We start from the raw sequence: 18,966 nt of genomic DNA on the forward strand, positions 1-18,966 counted from the left end.
CCAATGGCGTGAAATAAGAACATATCAGGAACAAATGCAATGAGCGAGTCGATCAAAAGTCTCGCCGCGCTGAAGCGGCATATCGCGGCGCTGGACCGGACGCCAGCGCTGACGGTCGGCTGTGCCCGGCTTGCGACCGGTCATGCCGGGCTGGACGCGGCGCTCGACGGCGGCCTCCTGCGCGGGCGGGTGCATGAACTGTTCGGCGCGGCCGAGGAGGAAGGAGCGGCGGCCGGCCTGGCGCTGATCCTCGCCCGGCTGGCGGCGGATGACGCCCCCCTGCTCTGGCTGCGCACCACCACATCGGCCAGGGCGGGCGGATCGCCCTATGGCCCCGGCCTCGCGGCGCTGGGGCTGAACCCGGCCCGGCTGCTGATCGGGCTGATGGCCGATGACGCGATGCTGCTGCGCGCGGCGGTGGAGGGGCTGCGTTGCCCCGCACTCGGCGCGCTGCTGATCGAATTGCGCGGGCGCGCCCCGCTGCTCGACCTCACTGCCAGCCGGCGATTGGCGCTGGCGGCCGAACAATCGGGCGTCACCGCCTTCCTGCTGCGGGTTGGCGGCGATCCGGTGCCCAGCGCGGCGGAAACCCGCTGGCAGGTGGCGGCCGCCCCATCCGATCCGCTGCCCGGCAATGCGCCGGGGCACAGTGCCTTCGCCCTCAGCCTGTTGCGGCGACGGGCGGGGCCGGACGGGCTGGCCTGGCGGCTGATATGGGATGGCGAGAAAGGGGCTTTTGGAGACGGACGGCATGAACGCCATGAGCATGGACAGGACGGACAGCAGGACGGCGCGCCGCTATCTGGCGCTCTGGTTCCCCTTCCTGCCGATCGATCGGCTGCGGATCGCGCGGCCTGACCTCTGGGCCGCGCAGGGCGATGCGCCCGCGGTGGTGGTGGAAAATGTTCGCGGCGCGATGCGGCTCGCGACGCTGGATGCCGATGCGCTGGCGGCGGGCCTTACCGCCGGCATGACGCTGGCCGATGCGCGCGCCCGCGAGCAGGAACTGCGCGTGTTCGAGGCCGATCCCCATGGCGACCAGGACTGGCTGGAGCGGCTGTGCGACGGTTGCGCCCGTTACACCCCCAATGCCGCGCTCGATTCCGGCCATGGCCTGATGCTCGACATCAGCGGCTGCGCCCATCTGTGGGATGGCGAGGCGGAACTGGCGCAGGCTGCGACCGACCGGCTGGAACGGCATGGCATGCGCGTGCGCCACGCCATCGCCGCATCGCCCGAGGCCGCCCATGCGCTCGCCCGTTTCCCCGCCGCCCCCGCGCCGGACGAGGATGCGGCGGTGCGCCGCCTGCCGGTCGAGGCGCTGGAGCTGGAGGCGGAGAGCGCGGTGGCGCTCCGCCGCGCCGGACTGCGCACCGTCGGCGACCTCGCCGCGCGCCCGGCCGCCGCGCTCGCCGCCCGATTCGGCGAGGAGGCTGTGGACGCGCTCCACGCGCTGCTGGGCCTGGGCCACCGCCCGCTTGCCCCGCGCCGCCCGCGCCCCGCGATCCGGGTCGAACGGCGCTTTGCCGAACCGATGGGCAGCAGCGCCCATGCGATCAAGATCGTGGCGGAGATGGCGGCGGAAGCCGGCGAACAACTGGCCGAGCGCGGCCAGGGCGGCCGCCGGTTCGAGGCGGTCTTCTTCCGCAGCGACGGCCTCGCCTTCCCGATCCGGGTCGAAACCAGCCTGCCGATCCGCGATGCGCCGGCGATCATGCGCCTGTTCCAGGAACGGATCGACAGCCTGTCCGACCCGCTCGATCCCGGCTTCGGCTTCGACATGCTGCGCCTCACCGTGCCGCGCGCCGACCCGATGGCGCCGACCCAGCTCGCGCTCGAAGGGGGCGAGGCGCGCAAGAGCGAGGGCGTGGAGGCGCTGGTCGATCGCCTGTCGATCCGCGCCGGGCGTGCGCGTATCCAGCGGCTGGAACCACGCGACAGCCATATTCCCGAACAGGCACAGCTGGCGCTGCCGGCGGTCGAGCATCGCGCACCCGAAGGCTGGGCGCCGGTCGGCGAGCCCGGCGACCCGCCGATGCGCCCGCTCCATCTGTTCGATCCGCCGCAACCGATCGATGTGATCGCGGAAGTCCCCGACGGCCCGCCTCACCGCTTCCGCTGGCGCCGCACCCTGCATGAAGTCACCCGGTTCGAGGGGCCGGAACGGATCGCGCCGCAATGGTGGCAGGCCAAAGACGGCGCGATCGAGGGCGAAAGCACCGGCCGCACCCGCGACTATTATCGGGTCGAGGATGCGCGCGGCCGCCGCTACTGGATCTTCCGTCACGGCCTTTATGGCGCGGAGACGGTCCATCCCGGCTGGTATATTCACGGCCTGTTCGCATGAGCGGCCGGCGCCCGCCGCCCGATCCCGCCAAACCCCGATCGATCGACCGGCGCGAATTGAACGCGATCGAGGCAGCCCGAGAAAAAACGAAACCCGCCCCGCCGCGCCCGGCACCGGCCGAGCCCCCCTTCGCCGAACTGGTCGCCGCCACCAATTTCTCCTTCCTGCGCGGCGCCTCCCACGCCAGCGACATGGTGGAACGCGCCATGGCATTGGGCCTCACCGGCATCGGCATTGCCGACCGAAACAGCGTCGCCGGCGTGGTCCGCGCCCATGTCGCCCTCAAAAAGGCCCCGGAAAAGGCGCGCGCCGCCCTGATGACGGCCAGGGAAGAGGCCGGTCTGCCGCTCATGCTTAGCCCGGAAGAGGAACAGGGCTGCGAGAGCGACCTGCGCCTGGTGGTCGGCGCCCGGCTGGTGTTCGTCGACGGCACGCCCGACATCATCGCCTATCCGCGTACCCGGCGCGGCTGGGGCGAACTCACCAAATTGCTGACGGTCGGCAATCTCCGCTCGATCAAGGGCGACTGCATCCTGCGCTATGAGGATCTGACCGGTCATCTCGACGAATTGCAACTGATCGTCCTGCCCTATGCCAGCGCGACCGAGCAGCAGGCGCACCGCCACCCGGTCGATTATGATTTTGCCGATCGTCCGCCCGGCGAAGCGATCCGCCAGAAGCATCTGAGCCTGGTGCCGCCGCCGCGCCCGACCGAACTGGAAGCCCTGTTGCTGTGCCTCCATCGCCTAGCCCCTGGTCGCATCTGGCTGGGCGCCGCGCTGCGCCGCGACGGGCGCGATGCGCGACGGCTGGCCGGCTTCACCGATCTGGCGGCGCGGACCGGCGTGCCGCTGCTGGCGACGATGGACGCCCTTTATGCCAGCCCCGAACAGCGGCCGCTGCAGGATGTGCTGAGCTGCATTCGCGAGGGCACGACCATCGCCAGGGCGGGCAGGAAACTGGAGGCCAATGCCGAGCGCCATATCCATGCCCCGGCCGAGATCGCCCATCTGTTCCGCACCTGTCCGCAGGCGGTAGCCGAAACGATCCGCTTCCTCTCCACCATCCGCTTCACCCTGGACCAGCTGCGCTACGAATATCCGCACGAGCCGGTGCCGGAGGGCTGGAGCGCGCAGCAATGGCTGGAGGAACTGACCGTCAGCGCCGCCCATGCCCGCTATGGCCCGGTCATCCCCCACAAGGTGCGCACGCTGATGGACGAGGAGTTCAAGCTGATCGGCGAGCGCAACTATGCCTATTATTTCCTGACCGTACACGACATCGTCGCCTTCGCGCGCAGCAAGGGCATATTGTGCCAGGGGCGCGGATCGGCGGCCAATTCGATGGTCTGCTTCCTGCTGGGCGTGACCTCGGTCGACCCGCAACAGCATGACCTGCTCTTTTCCCGCTTCGTGTCGGAGGAGCGGGACGAGCCACCCGACATCGACGTCGATTTCGAACATGAGCGGCGCGAGGAGGTGATGCAATATATCTATGAGCGCTATGGCCGCCATCGCGCGGGCATCGCCGCGACCGTGATCCATTATCGTTCGCGCAGCGCCGTGCGCGAGGTCGCCAAGGTGCTGGGCCTCAGCGAAGATGTCGCGACCCGCCTCTCCAGCACCGTCTGGGGCAGCTATTCGGGCGATGTCGGCGACCAGCGCATCGTCGAGGCCGGCTTCGCGCTCGACAATCCCCAGATCATGCAGTTGCGTGCGCTGATCGGCCAGTTGCTGGACGCCCCCTTTCCCCGTCACCTGTCGCAGCATGTCGGCGGCTTCGTGCTGACCCAGAACCGGCTCGACGAGACGGTGCCGCTCCATCATGCGGCGATGGCCGACCGCAGCTTCATCGAATGGGACAAGGATGACATCGACGCGCTCGGCCTGATGAAGGTCGACATATTGGCGCTCGGCATGCTGACCTGCATCCGCAAGGCGTTCGACCTGATGCGCGACCAGGGGTTGGGCGACCATCGCCTGACGGTCGACCTCCATTCCAGCGATCCGGCCGTCTATGACATGCTCTGCAAGGGCGAGAGCATCGGCGTGTTCCAGGTCGAAAGCCGGGCGCAGATCAACATGCTGCCGCGCCTCAGGCCGCGCACCCTCTATGACCTGACCGTCCAGGTGGCGATCGTGCGGCCCGGCCCGATCGAGGGCGACATGGTCCATCCCTATCTGCGACGCCGCTGCGGCGAGGAAAAGGTGACCTATCCTTCACCCAGCCCGCAACATGGCCCGGCGGATGAACTCAAGATCCTGCTCGGCAAGACCTATGGCGTCCCCCTGTTCCAGGAACAGGCGATGAAGCTCGCCATTACGGCCGCCAAATTTAAACCTTCCGAAGCCAATCAGCTCCGCCGCGCGATGGCGACCTTCCGCAATGTCGGCACCATCCATCATTTCCGCGAGAAGATGATCAACGGCATGACCGCGCGCGGTTATGAGGCGGAGTTTGCTGCGCGCTGCTTCAAGCAGATCGAAGGGTTCGGCAGCTATGGCTTTCCCGAAAGCCATGCGCTGTCCTTCGCCCGGCTGGTCTATGTCTCGGCCTGGATCAAATGCCACCAGCCCGCCATCTTCGCCTGCGCCCTGCTCAATTCCCAGCCGATGGGCTTCTATGCCCCGGCCCAGCTGGTCCGCGACGCGCGCGAGCATGGCGTCGCCATCCATGATGTCGACGTCAATATGAGCGGCTGGGACAATGGCCTGGAACCGCTGTTGCGCAGCCGCCGCGCGGACAAGGGCGAAGGCACCGGTCGGGCGCTGGCGCTGCGCCTTGGCCTGCGCCAGGTCGACGGCTTTCGCGAACAATGGGCGGCGCAGATGATGGACGCGCGGGCACAGGGCGGCCTCTTCACCAGCATCGAGGATATGGCCCGGCGCGCCGGCCTGCCCGCGCGGGCGCTGCGGCTGCTGGCCGATGCCGATGCCTGCCGCTCGCTGGGACAGGACCGGCGCACCGCTTTATGGGAGGCGCGGCGCACCCCGTCGGACGAACTGCCGCTGTTCGCCGCCGCCCGCCGGCACGACCGCGCCGCGCGCGAACTGGGGGAGGAGGCCGATGCGATGCTGCCCGCCATGCCGCTCGCCGAACAGGTGATGGACGATTATGCGGTGACCCGCCTCTCGCTCAAGGGCCATCCGATGCAGTTCCTGCGTCCGGTGTTCGCCGCCGAAGGCGTGCTGAGCTGCGCCCAGACCAGCGCGGCGAAGAATGGCGCGCGCGTCCGCACCGCCGGCGTGGTGCTGGTGCGCCAGCGGCCGGGCAAGGGCAATGCCGTCTTCATCACCATCGAGGATGAGACCGGCATCACCAATATCCTGCTCTGGGCGCGCCTGTTCGAGCTGCAGCGCCGCCCGGTCATGGCCAGCCGTCTGATGCTGGTCGAGGGCGAGGTGCAGCGCAGCAAGGAGGGCGTCGTCCATCTGATGGCCAGCCGCATCCATGACCGCACCGCTGACCTCAACCGATTGTCGCAATCCGAACCGCCGATACAGGCCGCCCCCGCCGCCCGTCACCCCCGCGACGTGCGCATTCTACCCAAATCGCGCGACTTCCATTGAGATTGCAAGGACGGCTAGCGGCCAGAAGCTAACGTTTCTCATTCCTCCCCAAGCTTGCTTGGGGAGGTGGCAGCGCGAAGCGCTGACGGAGGGGAAATGGCGCAACCTCATCTACTTGCCCCTCCACCGCCTTCGGCGGTCCCCCTCCCCAAGCAAGCTTGGAGAGGATTTTCGGACAGTCCGCGACCCACCCATACTACACCACCGGCGTCAGCAGCGCTTCCCCGGCGAACCAGGCGTCCAGATTGGCGACCACCAGGTCGGCCATCGCCTTGCGGGTGTGGACGGTGGCGCTGCCCTGATGGGGTTGCAGCACGACATGGTCCATCGCGAACAGCGCTTCGGGCACATGCGGTTCGTGCGCGAACACGTCCAGCCCTGCGCCGGCGATGCGCCGGTCGGCCAGCCGCTCGACCATCGCAACCTCGTCGATCACGCCGCCCCGGCTGATATTGACGATCACGCCATCCGGCCCGAGCGCGTCCAGCATCGTGCCGTCGACCAGCTTGGCCGCTTCCGGCCCGCCCGACGTAGCGACGATGATCACGTCGCTCTGGCGCGCAAAGTCGATCGCGTCGGCGACATAGCGATAGGCGGTGTCGGCCGCCGGCTTGCGGTTGTGATAGAGGATCTCGCCCGCCACCGGCTCCAGCCGTCTGGCAATGGCCCGGCCGATCCGGCCCAGCCCCAATATACCGATGGTCGCGCCGGTCACCCGGCCCGCCAGCGCCGGCTTCTCGCCCCGCGCCCAGCCGCCCGACCGCACCAGCCGGTCATTGGCGGCGATGTTGCGCACCGTCGCATAGAGAAGGCCGACGGCCAGGTCCGCGACATCGTCGGTCAGCACATCGGGCGTGTTGGTGACGCGGATGCCCTTTGCGCGAGCATGGTCGACATCGACCTTGTCATAGCCGACCGAGAATAGCCCGATCATCTCCAGCTTCGGCAGCGCGTCCATGATGGCGGCGGGCGCCCCGACCGATCCGAAGCTGACCAGCGCGCGCGCCTCCAGCACCTCGGCCGGCAGCGCGGACATATCCGCGTCCGCCGCCACATTATGGACGGTGAAGCGCTGCTCCAGCTGGTCGGTCAAATAGGGATAGAGCGGGCCATAGGCGACGATGGTCGGGCGGGTCTGATCGGTCATGCCCTCCATCTAGGCACGGCGCAGGCCGATCGCCACCCCGCCCCGCCAATTGACAGCCTCTTTCCCTCGTCTTAGCCCGATGTCATGGCCAGCGTTTCCCCTGACACACGTTTCGGCCTGCGCCGCCAGGCCCGCCTTCCCGGCCCGCTGCCGCTGTCGAGCGGCGCCAGCCTGTCCCCGGTCGACATCGCCTATGAGACCTATGGGCAGATGAACGCGGACAAATCCAACGTCATCCTGATCTGCCACGCGCTGACCGGCGACCAATATGTCGCATCGGACCATCCCGTCACCGGCAAGCCCGGCTGGTGGTGGCGCATGGTGGGCGAAGGCCGGCCGGTCGACCCGGCGCGCCATTTCATCATCTGCTCCAACGTCATCGGCAGCTGCATGGGATCGTCCGGCCCCGCCAGCATCGATCCGGCGCTGGGCGATCCTTACGCCATGCGCTTCCCGGTGCTGACCATCGCCGACATGGTGCGGGCGCAGGCGATGCTGCTCGACCATCTGGGCGTCGACCGGCTGGCGGCGGTCATCGGCGGATCGATGGGCGGCATGCAGGCGCTGACCTGGCCCACCCTCTTCCCCGACCGGGTCGAACGCTGCGTCGTCATCGCCTCGACCGCGCGGCACAGCGCCCAGAATATCGCCTTTCACGAGGTCGGGCGCCAGGCGATCATGGCCGATCCGCTCTGGCGCGGCGGCGACTATTATGCCGATGGCAAGGTGCCGAGCGCGGGCCTCGCCGTGGCGCGCATGGCGGCGCATATCACCTATCTTTCCGAAGCAGGCCTGACCGAGAAATTCGGCCGCCGGTTGCAGGGGCGTGACGCCAAGACCTTCGGCTTCGACGCGGACTTCCAGGTGGAGAGCTATCTGCGCCATCAGGGCTTGAGCTTCGTCGAACGGTTCGACGCCAATAGCTATCTCTACATCACCCGCGCCATGGACTATTATGACATTGCCGAGGATCATGGCGGGTCGCTGGCGCGGGCGTTCACGGCGACGCGGGCGCGCTTCTGCCTCGTCAGCTTCGACACCGACTGGCTCTATCCCACCGCCGAATCCCGCGCGATCGTCCATGCGCTCAACGCCTCGGGCGCGCAGGCCAGCTTCGTCGAACTGTCCAGCCCCTTCGGCCATGACGCCTTCCTGCTCGAAAGCCCGGAACTGAACCGCGTGGTCGACGGCTTCCTGCGCGGTGGCCGGGCATGAGCGATCTCCTCCGCCCCGATCTCGCGCTGATCGCCCGCACCGTGCGGCCGGGCACGCGGGTGCTGGATGTCGGCTGCGGCGACGGCGCGCTGATGGCGGCGCTGCGCGACACCAGCCAGGTCGATGCCCGCGGGCTGGAGATTGACGGCTCCAATGTCGCCGCCGCGGTCGGCCGCGGCCTGTCGGTGGTGCAGGGCGACGCCGACACCGACCTTGCCTATTATCCCGACGCCAGCTTCGACTATGCGATCCTCAGCCAGACGTTGCAGACGACCCGGCGCCCCGACCTGGTGGTGGAGGAATTGCTGCGCATCGGCCGGCAGGCCTTCGTCTCCTTCCCCAATTTCGCCCATTGGCGCGGCCGCCTGTCGCTGCTGTGGGGCGGTCGCATGCCGGTGACGCGGCTATTGCCCGACACTTGGTATGACACGCTCAACATCCATCATGTGACGGTGGATGATTTCCGCGCGCTGGTAAAGGATCGCGGCTGGACCATCGATGGCCAGTGGTTCCTGAAAGGGGACAAGGAAACCACCCATGCGAACGCCAATCTGTTCGCCGAACATGCGGTGTTCCTGCTGCGCAGATAGCCGATCGTCAGGCCGGCACCGCTTCCACGAAAGGCGCGATCACCGCCCGTGCCCGCGCGACATAGTCGGCCTTCTCGCCCACCGGCGCGACATAATGGAGCGCCGCTTCCGCATCCACCATCGATCCGCCCCGCGCGATCATCCACGCGGCGAGATAGGGCGCCGACAGGCATCCGCCGGCCGTCGCGACATTGCCATGGGCAATGAAGGGCGCATCGATCACCCGCACCCCCGCCTCCACCACCCAGGGCTTGGTGGTCAGGTCGGTGCAGGCCGGCAGATCGCCGACCAGGCCTAGCTTCGCCAGCAGCAGCGTGCCCGAACATTGCGCCCCGATCAGCTGGCGCGCCGGGTCGAGCGTGATCCGCCCCAGCATCGCCGCATCGGTCGCAATCTCGCGCGTGCGGATGCCGCTGCCGATCAGCACCGCGTCCGCTTGCGCCGCAAAGTCCAGCGGCCGCTGTCGCTGCACCCTCACCCCGTTCATCGACGTCACCGTCTCGTCGGGCGCGGTGATATAGGCGGCCCAGCCCTGCGGCTTCATCCGGTTGAGGATGGCGGCGGCGATGAAACTGTCCAGTTCGTTGAAACCCTCGAACGTCAGTATCGCAATCTGCATTGGTCATCCTCCTGCGCCGTCACCCGCCTGCCATAGCCCCTTGCCCGGCCACGCCCATGGCCAGTTTGCAGGCCATGGCCCGGCCAGATATCGCCACCGCGCCCGCCCTTCCCCTTTACGCCGCCGCCCCCGCCGGGCCATGCTTCGCGCACAAGAGGAGAGGCAATGGACCGGGATAATGGCCGCTGGGATTATATCATCCTGGGCGCGGGCAGCGCGGGATGCGTGCTGGCCAACCGGCTGAGCGCCGATCCGCGCAATAGCGTGCTGCTGCTGGAGGCCGGCGGCAAGGACGACTGGCTGTGGATAAAAATCCCGGTCGGCTATCTCTATTGCATGGGCAATCCGCGCACCGACTGGTGCCTGAAGACCGAGGCGGAGGCCGGCCTTGGCGCCCGCGCCATCGCCTATCCGCGCGGCCGGGTGATCGGCGGCAGCAGTTCGATCAACGGCATGATCTACATGCGTGGTCAGGCCGCCGATTATGATGGCTGGCGCCAGGCCGGCAATATCGGCTGGGGCTGGGACGATATCCTGCCCTATTTCGTGCGGGCGGAGGATCATCAGGACGGAGCCAGCGCCACCCATGGCGCGGGCGGCGAGATACGGGTCGAGCGGCAAAGGCTGCGCTGGGATCTGCTCGACCGCTTCCGCCAGGCCGCCAGCCAATATGGCGTGCCCGAAACCGCCGACTTCAACGGCGGCGACAATCTGGGCTCGGGCTATTTTCAGGTGACGCAGCGGCGCGGCCGGCGCTGGAGCGCGGCCGACGCCTTCCTGCGTCCGGCCATGAACCGCCCCAATCTGCGCATCGTCACCGGCGCGACGATCGACCGGGTGACGATTGCGCAGGGCCGCGCCACCGGCGTCCGCTTCCTGCTGGATGGCGACGCCTGCACCGCGCAGGCCGATGGCGAAGTCATCCTGTCGGCCGGCTCGATCGGCAGCCCCGCCATCCTCCAGCGATCGGGCATCGGTGACGGCGCCCGGCTGGCGGCACTCGGCATCGACGTGCTGGCCGACCGGCCGGGCGTCGGCGAAAATCTGCAGGATCATCTCCAGATACGCTGCGCCTATCGGGTGACCGGCATCGCCACCCTCAACGGCCGCGCCGGATCATGGCTGGGCAAGGCGTGGATGGGCCTGCACTATCTGGCCAGCCGCTCCGGGCCACTGTCGATGGCGCCCAGCCAGCTTGGCATGTTCGTCAAATCCGACCCGCGCCATGCCACCGCCAATCTCGAATATCATGTCCAGCCCTTGAGCCTGGCCGCGTTCGGTGGCGCGCTCGACGCCTTTCCCGCCTTCACCGCCAGCGTCTGCAACCTGCGCCCGCACAGCCGCGGCAATGTGTGGATCCATTCCGCCGATCCGCTCGCCCCGCCTGCCATCCGCCCCAATTATCTGTCGGCGGCCGAAGACCGCCAGGTCGCGGTCGAGGCGGTGCGCGTCACCCGCGCGATCGTCGGCCAGCCGGCCCTCGCCCCCTATGCGCCGCAGGAGTTCCGGCCCGGCCCGGAGCGGCAGGATGACGCCGCCCTGCTCGAAGGAATCGGCGCGATCGCCAGCAGCATCTTCCATCCGGTCGGCACCGCCGCCATGGGCAGCGGACCGCGCGCGGTGGTCGACCCGCAATTGCGCGTCCATGGCATTGCCGGGCTGCGCGTCATCGACGCATCGGTGATGCCGACGATCACGTCGGGCAACACCAATGCGCCGACCATGATGATCGCGGAAAAGGGGGCGGAGATGATCCTCGCCGCCGCCCGTTCCTGAACTATCGGGCCTGAGCTTTCGGGCCTGAGCTTTCGCGCCTCAGTCAGCGCCCGGTCGCCGACGCCCCCGTGCGATAGCCCGGCTGGGCCGGTTCGCCGAACGCCGCCAGGATCGTATCGAACCGGCGGGCCAAGTCGTCGCGATATTCGGGATGGGTGATGATATAGGGCTGGTCCTGCTCGACCGCACGCACCACCGCCCGGCCCAGCCAGATCGGCTCCATCATGTTGGCGCGAATCTGCGCCAGCCGCGCCGGGTCCATCGCGCCCGGCCCGACCGTATCGGATTCCGACATGCGGCTGCGGGTCAGGCCGGGAAACAGGGTGGAGACGCCGACGCCATGGGGCGCCAGTTCCTGCCGCAGCGAATCCGACAGGCCCAGCACGCCGAACTTGCTCGCCCAATAGGCGGCGAACAGGCCGAAGGGGTTGAGCCCGTTCATCGACGATGTGTTGACGATATGCCCCGCGCCCCGATCGACCATCGCTCGCGCGAAACAGGCGATGCCATTATAGACGCCGGTCAGGTTGACCGCGACCAGCCGGTCGAAATCGGCCGGGTCCATGTCGATCAGCGGCGCAAAGCCCGACGCGATCCCGGCATTGTTGCAGAGGATATCCACAGGCCCGAAGCGCGCTTCCGCCGCTGCCCTGGCCTGCGCCCAGCTGTCGCGACTCGTGACGTCGATCGGCAGCGCCATCGCGTCCGTCCCCGCCGGCAGCTTCGCCGCCTCCGCCTCGGCAAAATCCGCATCGATATCGGCCAGGATGATGCGCCCGCCCTGCTCGGCAAAGGCCTGCGCCATCCCCCCGCCGATACCGCCGCCGCCCCCGGTGATGAATATCGTCCTGCCCGCGATCTGCATCCTGCTCTCCTTTATATTTACAACAATAGTGTCGCAAATTAAGGCCGGCAGGGAAAGGGGCTATTGGCCCCGGCTGTAACTGCGCGTTTCCCCTTCCGCCGCCAGCTTCTTGTCCAGCATCCCGGCGGCGCGGTCGGCATAGCGGTGGCAGGCGGTCGGATCGATGAAGGCATTGGGCACGCGCTTCGCCCGCAGGCGCGCCAGCTTGGCCGGGTCGGCCGGATCGGGATGGGCGGTGATCAACAGGTCGCAATCCATTGCCCCCACCTTGGCAAAGGTCGCGCGGAAGGCGTCGACCACCGGCCGGTGCGCCGGATCGGAAAATGCATAGCCATCGGCCGCGATCGGATTGAGGCTGGAGCCGAAGACCATGGTCGCGCATTGCCGCCCCTCGCAGCTTTTCCAGCGCCAGCTCATGCTGCCCATCGTATGGCCCGGCGTCGCGACGGCGGTGATGACCGTGTCGCCCAGCCGGATCTCCTCGCCATCCTTGACCGTGCGCAGCCGGCGGACGGCGGGGAAACGCTCCAGCCAGGCCGCCTGCGGATCGGCAGGATCGATGCCGCCGGTGCGCAGCACGGCCGCTGCCGGCGCGCTCGCCACCACCGTCGCGCCGCTGTCGCGGGCCAGCGCGGCCAGCCCGCCGGCATGGTCGAAATGCGGTTCGGTGCTCAGGATCAGCTTCACGTCGCGGATCGAAAAGCCCAGCGCCCTGATGTTCGCCTCCACGTCGCGCACCGCCTGCGGCACCGCGCCGTCGATCAGGATCAGCCCGGCACTCGTCCTGATGAGCGCGACATTGAGGCCGCCGAACCCGACCAGATAGGTCTGGCCATGCAGCCGGATCGGCGCCTGCGGCGCCAGCCAGCGCTTGGACGAGGCAAGCGCGATCGGCCGCAGCAACGGATCATCCGCCGCCTTCGTCCAGGCCGGGCCACCCAGAAACATCGCAGCCATGCTGATACCTACGCCCATCCAGTTGCGCATCGTCCTACCCCTATATGCTTGGTGATGGGCAGAGATTGCGGGAGATACCGGCTAGCGACAAAGCATCAATTCTCGACACAGTCATTAGCTGATCTTATGCCTGGACCATGGATCGCGCCCAATTGCCGCTCAATGCCCTGCGCGCCTTCGAGGCGGCCGCCCGGCATCTCAGCTTCACCCGCGCCGGCCTCGAACTCTGCGTCAGCCAGGGCGCGGTCAGCCAGCAGGTCGCGCAGCTTGAGGCGCGGATCGGCGCGCCGCTGTTCCGCCGCCTGCCGCGCGGCCTCGCTCTGACCGATGAGGGGCTGGCGCTGCTCCCGGTGCTGGCCGATGCGTTCGACCGGGTCGGCGGCACGCTGGAGCGGATCGAGGGCGGGCGGCTGCATGAAGTGCTGACGCTGGGCGTGGTTGGCACCTTTGCCGGCGGCTGGCTGCTGCCGCGCCTTGCCGATTTCGCCCGCGCCTGCCCCCATGTCGATCTGCGGCTGATGACCAACAATAACCGGGTCGACCTGGCCGGCGAAGGGCTGGACCTGGCGATCCGCTTTGGCGAGGGTGCCTGGCACGGCACCCATGCCCAGCCGATCCTGCGCGCGCCGCTCGCCCCGCTCTGCACGCCCGCCCTCGCCGCTCGCTTGATCGATTCCACCGCGCTCGCGCGCGAGCCGCTACTGCGCTCCTATCGTGCCGACGAATGGCCGCGCTGGTTCGCCGCCGCCGGTGCGCCCTGCCCGCCGCTGCGCGGGCCGATGTTCGACACCTCGCTGCTGATGGTGGAGGCGGCGCGCGCCGGCCTTGGCGTCGCCCTCGCCCCGGTCGCGATGTTCGCCGCCGATCTGCAGGCCGGGCGGCTGGTCCAGCCTTTTCCTGAGAGCGTCGATGTCGGCGGCTATTGGCTCACCCGCCTGCTGTCCCGCCCCGACAGCCCCGCCATGGCCGCCTTCCGCGCCTGGCTGGCGGATGCTGTCCTACAGGGCTGATCGCCCCTATAATGGGGGTGGCCCGCGCAAGGATATTATAGGGGTTGGAAATTCTATATCGAAATGTGCGGGAAATATGGGAAGTTAAGCGATCGAAATCCTATTGCGGATAGCTGATCGCCATCACCTCATATTCCTTTTCCCCGGCGGGCAGATGCACCCGGCGCAGGTCGCCGATGGCCGCCCCGCGCAGCGCACGGGCGATCGGTGATCCCCAGCCGATCCGGCCGGCATCCACATCGGTCTCGTCATTGCCGACGATCGTCACGGTGCGATGATTGTCATCCTCGTCGGCGATGGTGACGGTCGCGCCGAAATAGACCCGCCCCTTATCGGGCTGCTGGCGCGGGTCGACGACCTTGGCGTCCTTCATCTTCTTCGACAGGCGCTTCAATTGCCCGTCGATCTCGCGCATCCGCTTGCGGCCATAAAGATAGTCGCCATTTTCGCTGCGGTCGCCATTGCCCGCGGCCCAGCTCACCACCTCGACGATGCGCGGCCGCTCGACACCCAGCAGATGGTCATATTCGGCGCGCAGCTTCGCAAAGCCCTCGGGGCTGATATAATTGGGATAGGGACCGCTCATGCCGCCCCTTATCCACAGCCTTGGCCGACGCGCAAACCGGAAAGATCAGCCCGGCGTCTGCTTGCCCAGATAGCGGCTCAGCACCGCATTGCTGCCCTTGAACTTGGCCCGCTCCGGATTCATCGCTTCATAGACGACGGCATTTTCCAGCACCCGCTGCACATAGTTGCGCGTCTCGAAGATCGGAATCTGCTCGATCCAGCGCAGCATGTCGGCGCCCGGCAGGCGCGGGTCGCCATTGGCCTTGACCCAGCGATTCACATTGCCCGGCCCGGCATTATAGGCAGCGACCGCCAGCGGATAGCTGCCGCCATAATAGTCCAGCATGCGCTGGAAATAGCCCGACCCCAGCATGATGTTGTAGCTGGGATCATTGAGCGAACCGGCATCATAGCTCAGGCCCAGCTTGCCCGCCTGCTCGCGCGCCGTGCCCGGCATCAGCTGCATCAGGCCGCGCGCGCCGGCATGGCTGACGATCTGCTTGTCGAACTGGCTTTCCTGCCGCGCGATCGCATGGACCATGGTCCAGTTATATTGCGCCGTCGGCGGCACCGGCACGCGCGGGAAAGCGCTGGCGCCATAGCCGGTCAGGCCGTTGGACACGGCGCGACGTCCGACCATCACGCCCATGTCGGGGCGGCCCAGATTCTGCGCCAGCTCTGCGGCCAAGAAATGATCGCCATCGCTGTCCGCACCATTGGCAATGGCGCGCACGAACTTGCTCTGGTCTTCCCAATAGCCCATCTGGCCCAGCGCCCTGGCGGCGCGCACCACCGAACGGTTGTTGAACTCGCTGCGCTCGGCGGCCGAGATCGCCACCGCCCGTTCGGGCGGCGGCGGCACCGGCCGGCCCAGCCGTTCCAGCGCCAGCTGGCCATAATATTGATCGGGGAATTGTGCCGACTGGTTGAAATAGCTGTTGGCGCTGGCGGCATCGCCCGCCTGCAGCGCCGCGCGCCCGGCCCAATAATAGCCCTTGGCCTGGACCTGGGGCGACTTGCCGCCGGTCGCATAGCGGCGGAACATCGCCACCGCATCGGTCGGCCGGTTGAGATTGTAGAAGGCGGTCGTGCCCGCCAGCCAGGCAAGGCTGGTATAATCGTCGCGCTCGCCGATCGGCCGGGTCGACACATCCGTGCCCGGCGCATAGGCGTCGTCCAGCTGGCTTGCGATGCCATAGGCAAAGCTCCACTGGCTGTCGTTCGCCGACGACCGCGCCTGGGTCAGCAGCGTCTCATACCATTTTTCGGCATTGCCGGGGCGGAAGGTCAGCGGCTGGCGATTGGCCAGATATTGGCGCCCGGCGATCCAGTTGCCGCTGTTGAGCAGCCAGGTCGCCTTGTCGGCAATGAAGCCCGCATCGCTCGCGCCGCCGGCCGGCTCGGCCGTCTGCATCTTGATCGCGGCGTCCGGCGACTTCTGGCGAAAGGCGATACGCGCATCATAGATCGCCCGCCGCGCCGGGCTGACATAGGCCAGCATTCGCATCGCGCCGATCGTATCATTGCTCCACAACAGCACATCGGCGCGCTGGTCATGGTCGGCCACGGTAAAGCCCGATCCGAACAGCGACAAAAGCCTCGCCTCGTCGGTCGGGCTCAGCGTGCCGGTGATCCAGGCGGTGCGCGCGGCCACCCGCGCCTCATCCATCCGCCCGGCCTGCATCAGCGCCACGGCATTGCGGGCATGGCCGGTCGCGGTGCGCGCCGGGAAGCGGGCGAAGAAGGCGATCACCTGGCGCGGATCAAAGCTGTCGGGATTGATCCCGGTCTCGGCCAGCCGCCGCATCCGGTTCTCGCCCGGCCAGCCGGGATTGGCCATGATGAAGCTGGCATAGGTGGAAAAGCCGAGGCCATCGCTCTGCTGCAAGGCGCGCCACTGGCTGATCGTGCCGGCGATCGAGGGATCGGACGGCATGCCGACGCGGCTCGCCGCCTGGTTCCAGGCGCTGGGCTGAGTCGAGCCCGGCTGGCCCGGCAAAGGCTGCACCATCGCCTGGGCATAGACGGTGGGGGTTTCGGTCTGGGCGCCGGCACCGGCGGTTGCGAGCAATAAAGCAATGACAGGCATGCGGATCAGGTAACTTTCGACAGTTCCGGGCTTCGGCATGCTGGACATAATCGCTATTGCATCCTTATCAGGCCCTGAATGACGCGCTATAGCGCGCCGCTTGCCCGATCATGCCCCGGTCGCCCGGAGAATTGAAGGAGTTTAATGATGTTTTCCGGGTCGATTCCAGCCCTGGTGACCACTTTCCGCGACGGAGCGGTGGACGAGGCCGCCTTCCGCGCCCTGGTCGACTGGCAGATCGAGGAAGGGTCGAGCGCGCTGGTCCCCTGCGGCACCACCGGCGAAAGCGCGACCATGACGGTCGAAGAGCATAATCGCGTCATCGCCATCTGCGTCGACCAGGCGGCCGGCCGCGTGCCGGTGATCGCCGGCTGCGGATCGAACGACACCCGCATCGCGCTGGAGCATATGTATGCGGCGCAGGCCGCCGGCGCCGACGCGGCGCTGGTCGTCGCGCCCTATTACAACAAGCCGAATCAGGAAGGCGTCTACCAGCATTTCGCCTATCTTGCGCAGCGCTGCGACCTGCCGATCGTCCTCTACAACGTCCCCACCCGCACCATCACCGACATCGGCGTGCCGGTGATGCACCGGCTGAGCCAGGAATATCAGTCGATCGTCGGGGTGAAGGACGCCACCGGGAATCTGGGGCGGGTCACCGCGCAGCGCCTCGCCTGCGGCCCGGACTTCTGCCAGCTTTCGGGGAATGACGAAACCGCACTCGGCTTCAACGCGATGGGCGGCCGGGGCTGTATTTCGGTCACCGCCAATGTCGCCCCGCGCCTGGTCGCCGATTTCCAGGCGGCCTGCGCCGCGCAGGATTGGGATGGTGCCCTGGCGCTGCAGGATCGTCTCTATCCCCTGCATGATGCCCTGTTCAGCGATTCTTCACCCGGCCCTGTCAAATATGCGCTTACCCGCGTGCGGCCCGACATGCCCGGCGAGCTTCGGCTGCCGATTACCTGGCCGTCGGAATCGAGCCGCGCCGCGGTCGATCGCGCGCTAGAGATCGCCGGTCTGGTTTGACGCGCCGGCGTCCCTATATGATGAATTGAGTTAAGCAGCAGACTATGGCCCGCCCCCGCCCCGCAACCTTCGACAAGAAGAAGATCGTCGCCGAGAACCGGCGCGCCCGTTTCGATTATTTCATCGAGGACGTGTTCGAGGCCGGCATCGCGCTGCAGGGCACCGAGGTGAAGGCCTTGCGCGGCGGCGAGGGCAATATCGCCGAAAGCTATGCCGAGGTGAAGGGCAACCAGGTCTTCCTGGTGAACAGCAACATCCCCGAATATAGCCATGGCAACCGCGAAAATCACGAGCCCAAGCGGGTGCGCAAGCTGCTGCTGCACGAGCGCGAGATCGAGAAGATGCACAGCGCGGTGTCGCGCAAGGGCATGACGCTGGTGCCGCTGATGGTCTATTTCAACAGCCAGGGCCGGGCCAAGGTCGAACTGGCGCTGGCCAAAGGCAAGCAGAATCACGACAAGCGCGACACGATCAAGGAACGCGACTGGAAGCGCGATCAGCAGCGCATCATGAAGGCGCATAGCTGATCCATGGACAATCGCTTCTCCCGCTGGTGGCACGCCAACGCGCCGACCCGTGAATCGCTGGAGAAGAGCCGCGTCCTTGCCCCCGTCGCCCATCGCGTGCTGGAACCTTCGCTGTGGCGCTTCACCCGTCGGTCGGTGCCGCGCGGCGTCGCGCTCGGCCTGTTCGTCGGCATCTTCCTGCTGATCCCCGGCGTCCAGATCGCCGGCGCCGCGATCTTCGCCCTGCCCTTCCGCGCCAATATTCCGGTGGCGGCGGCAATGACCTTCCTGTCCAACCCGGCCACCACGCCGCTGATCCTGATGGCGTCGGTGTGGCTCGGCAACTGGATGCTCGGCCGCAGCGCCGACACCTCGGGCTTCATGGCGCTGGTCGATGGCCATGCCTCGATCGGCCAATGGTGCGCCTGGCTCTTTTCCGAAGCCGCCCCGGCCATGCTGCTCGGCCTGTTCCTCATCTCGCTCGCCAGCGCGGTGCTCGGCTATGTCGGCGCCGACTGGTTCTGGCGCCGACGCATGGGGCGCAAGTGGCAGGCGCGCAAATTGAGGATTGGCAAGCGCACCGAAAGCAGCGCATTGGAAGAGATCGCCCGGATCTGATCCGTGGCGTCATGGTTCCATTGTAAGGGCTTAAGGGGACGGCGCCGATGGTCGCGCGGGTAAAT

Annotated in this window: 16 protein-coding genes; 10 read left to right on the forward strand and 6 right to left on the reverse strand. The window is 67.6% G+C overall.

Features of this window, described 5'->3' with window-relative positions; all coding sequences use genetic code 11:
• Window positions 1–39: 39 nt before the first annotated feature.
• From DIZ22_RS14575 to DIZ22_RS14585, 3 genes are read left to right on the forward strand one after another with little or no spacing between them, the layout of a single operon-like run.
• Window positions 40–858 carry a hypothetical protein gene (locus tag DIZ22_RS14575; RefSeq protein WP_010335713.1) on the forward strand — a complete coding sequence of 273 codons (819 nt, stop codon included), beginning with the start codon at window positions 40–42 and terminating at the stop codon, window positions 856–858.
• On the forward strand, window positions 752–2,347 hold the full coding sequence (locus tag DIZ22_RS14580; protein ID WP_170319006.1) for a DNA polymerase Y family protein: 1,596 nt from the start codon (window positions 752–754) through the stop codon (window positions 2,345–2,347). Before DIZ22_RS14575 ends, DIZ22_RS14580 begins: the two co-directional genes overlap by 107 nt.
• Window positions 2,344–5,916: an error-prone DNA polymerase gene (locus DIZ22_RS14585; RefSeq protein ID WP_122928362.1), complete on the forward strand. Its 3,573-nt coding sequence runs from the start codon at window positions 2,344–2,346 to the stop codon at window positions 5,914–5,916. The genes DIZ22_RS14580 and DIZ22_RS14585 overlap by 4 nt, the downstream gene beginning before the upstream one ends.
• A 196-nt stretch (window positions 5,917–6,112) precedes the next feature.
• Here DIZ22_RS14585 and DIZ22_RS14590 read toward each other — a convergent pair whose 3' ends face one another.
• On the reverse strand, window positions 6,113–7,072 hold the full coding sequence (locus DIZ22_RS14590; RefSeq protein WP_010337326.1) for a 2-hydroxyacid dehydrogenase: 960 nt from the start codon (window positions 7,070–7,072) through the stop codon (window positions 6,113–6,115).
• Between the two features lie 75 nt (window positions 7,073–7,147).
• Here DIZ22_RS14590 and DIZ22_RS14595 point away from each other — a divergent pair, with 75 nt between their 5' ends.
• On the forward strand, window positions 7,148–8,278 hold the full coding sequence (locus DIZ22_RS14595; protein WP_010337325.1) for a homoserine O-acetyltransferase: 1,131 nt from the start codon (window positions 7,148–7,150) through the stop codon (window positions 8,276–8,278).
• On the forward strand, window positions 8,275–8,868 hold the full coding sequence (gene metW / locus DIZ22_RS14600) for a methionine biosynthesis protein MetW (RefSeq protein ID WP_010337324.1): 594 nt from the start codon (window positions 8,275–8,277) through the stop codon (window positions 8,866–8,868). Before DIZ22_RS14595 ends, metW begins: the two co-directional genes overlap by 4 nt.
• A gap of 7 nt (window positions 8,869–8,875) precedes the next feature.
• On the opposite strand, the gene DIZ22_RS14605 is transcribed toward metW, so the two are convergent.
• Window positions 8,876–9,487: a DJ-1/PfpI family protein gene (locus tag DIZ22_RS14605; protein ID WP_010337323.1), complete on the reverse strand. Its 612-nt coding sequence runs from the start codon at window positions 9,485–9,487 to the stop codon at window positions 8,876–8,878.
• A 165-nt stretch (window positions 9,488–9,652) separates the two neighbouring features.
• On the opposite strand from DIZ22_RS14605, the gene DIZ22_RS14610 reads away from it, so the two are divergent.
• Complete coding sequence (locus DIZ22_RS14610; RefSeq protein WP_048938078.1) at window positions 9,653–11,263, forward strand: GMC family oxidoreductase N-terminal domain-containing protein; 1,611 nt, start codon at window positions 9,653–9,655, stop codon at window positions 11,261–11,263.
• A 43-nt stretch (window positions 11,264–11,306) separates the two neighbouring features.
• On the opposite strand, the gene DIZ22_RS14615 is transcribed toward DIZ22_RS14610, so the two are convergent.
• On the reverse strand, window positions 11,307–12,128 hold the full coding sequence (locus tag DIZ22_RS14615; protein WP_048938079.1) for an SDR family oxidoreductase: 822 nt from the start codon (window positions 12,126–12,128) through the stop codon (window positions 11,307–11,309).
• 60 nt (window positions 12,129–12,188) lie between these two features.
• Window positions 12,189–13,115, reverse strand: coding sequence for a subclass B3 metallo-beta-lactamase (bla, locus tag DIZ22_RS14620; RefSeq protein ID WP_010337320.1), 927 nt, complete (start codon window positions 13,113–13,115; stop codon window positions 12,189–12,191).
• 107 nt (window positions 13,116–13,222) lie between these two features.
• Between bla and DIZ22_RS14625 the strand changes: the two genes are divergently transcribed.
• A complete protein-coding gene (locus DIZ22_RS14625; RefSeq protein ID WP_010337319.1) occupies window positions 13,223–14,095 on the forward strand; it encodes a LysR family transcriptional regulator in 873 nt (290 codons plus the stop codon).
• A gap of 100 nt (window positions 14,096–14,195) precedes the next feature.
• Here the strand turns inward: DIZ22_RS14625 and greB are convergent, their stop codons facing one another.
• Entirely contained in the window at window positions 14,196–14,681 is a 486-nt protein-coding gene (gene greB / locus DIZ22_RS14630) for a transcription elongation factor GreB (RefSeq protein WP_010337318.1), read from the reverse strand.
• Between the two features lie 45 nt (window positions 14,682–14,726).
• On the reverse strand, window positions 14,727–16,799 hold the full coding sequence (locus DIZ22_RS14635; RefSeq protein WP_122928363.1) for a lytic transglycosylase domain-containing protein: 2,073 nt from the start codon (window positions 16,797–16,799) through the stop codon (window positions 14,727–14,729).
• Window positions 16,800–16,898: 99 nt separating this feature from the next.
• Here DIZ22_RS14635 and dapA point away from each other — a divergent pair, with 99 nt between their 5' ends.
• From dapA to DIZ22_RS14650, 3 genes are read left to right on the forward strand one after another with little or no spacing between them, the layout of a single operon-like run.
• Window positions 16,899–17,777: a 4-hydroxy-tetrahydrodipicolinate synthase gene (gene dapA / locus DIZ22_RS14640; RefSeq protein WP_010337316.1), complete on the forward strand. Its 879-nt coding sequence runs from the start codon at window positions 16,899–16,901 to the stop codon at window positions 17,775–17,777.
• Between the two features lie 44 nt (window positions 17,778–17,821).
• Entirely contained in the window at window positions 17,822–18,304 is a 483-nt protein-coding gene (gene smpB / locus DIZ22_RS14645) for an SsrA-binding protein SmpB (protein ID WP_010337314.1), read from the forward strand.
• Window positions 18,305–18,307: 3 nt separating this feature from the next.
• Window positions 18,308–18,901, forward strand: a complete 594-nt coding sequence (locus DIZ22_RS14650) for a DUF2062 domain-containing protein (protein WP_010337313.1) — start codon at window positions 18,308–18,310, stop codon at window positions 18,899–18,901.
• Window positions 18,902–18,966 lie beyond the last annotated feature (65 nt).

The sequence above is a fragment of the Sphingobium sp. LF-16 genome (assembly GCF_003711185.1).
GTDB lineage: Bacteria > Pseudomonadota > Alphaproteobacteria > Sphingomonadales > Sphingomonadaceae > Sphingobium > Sphingobium yanoikuyae_A.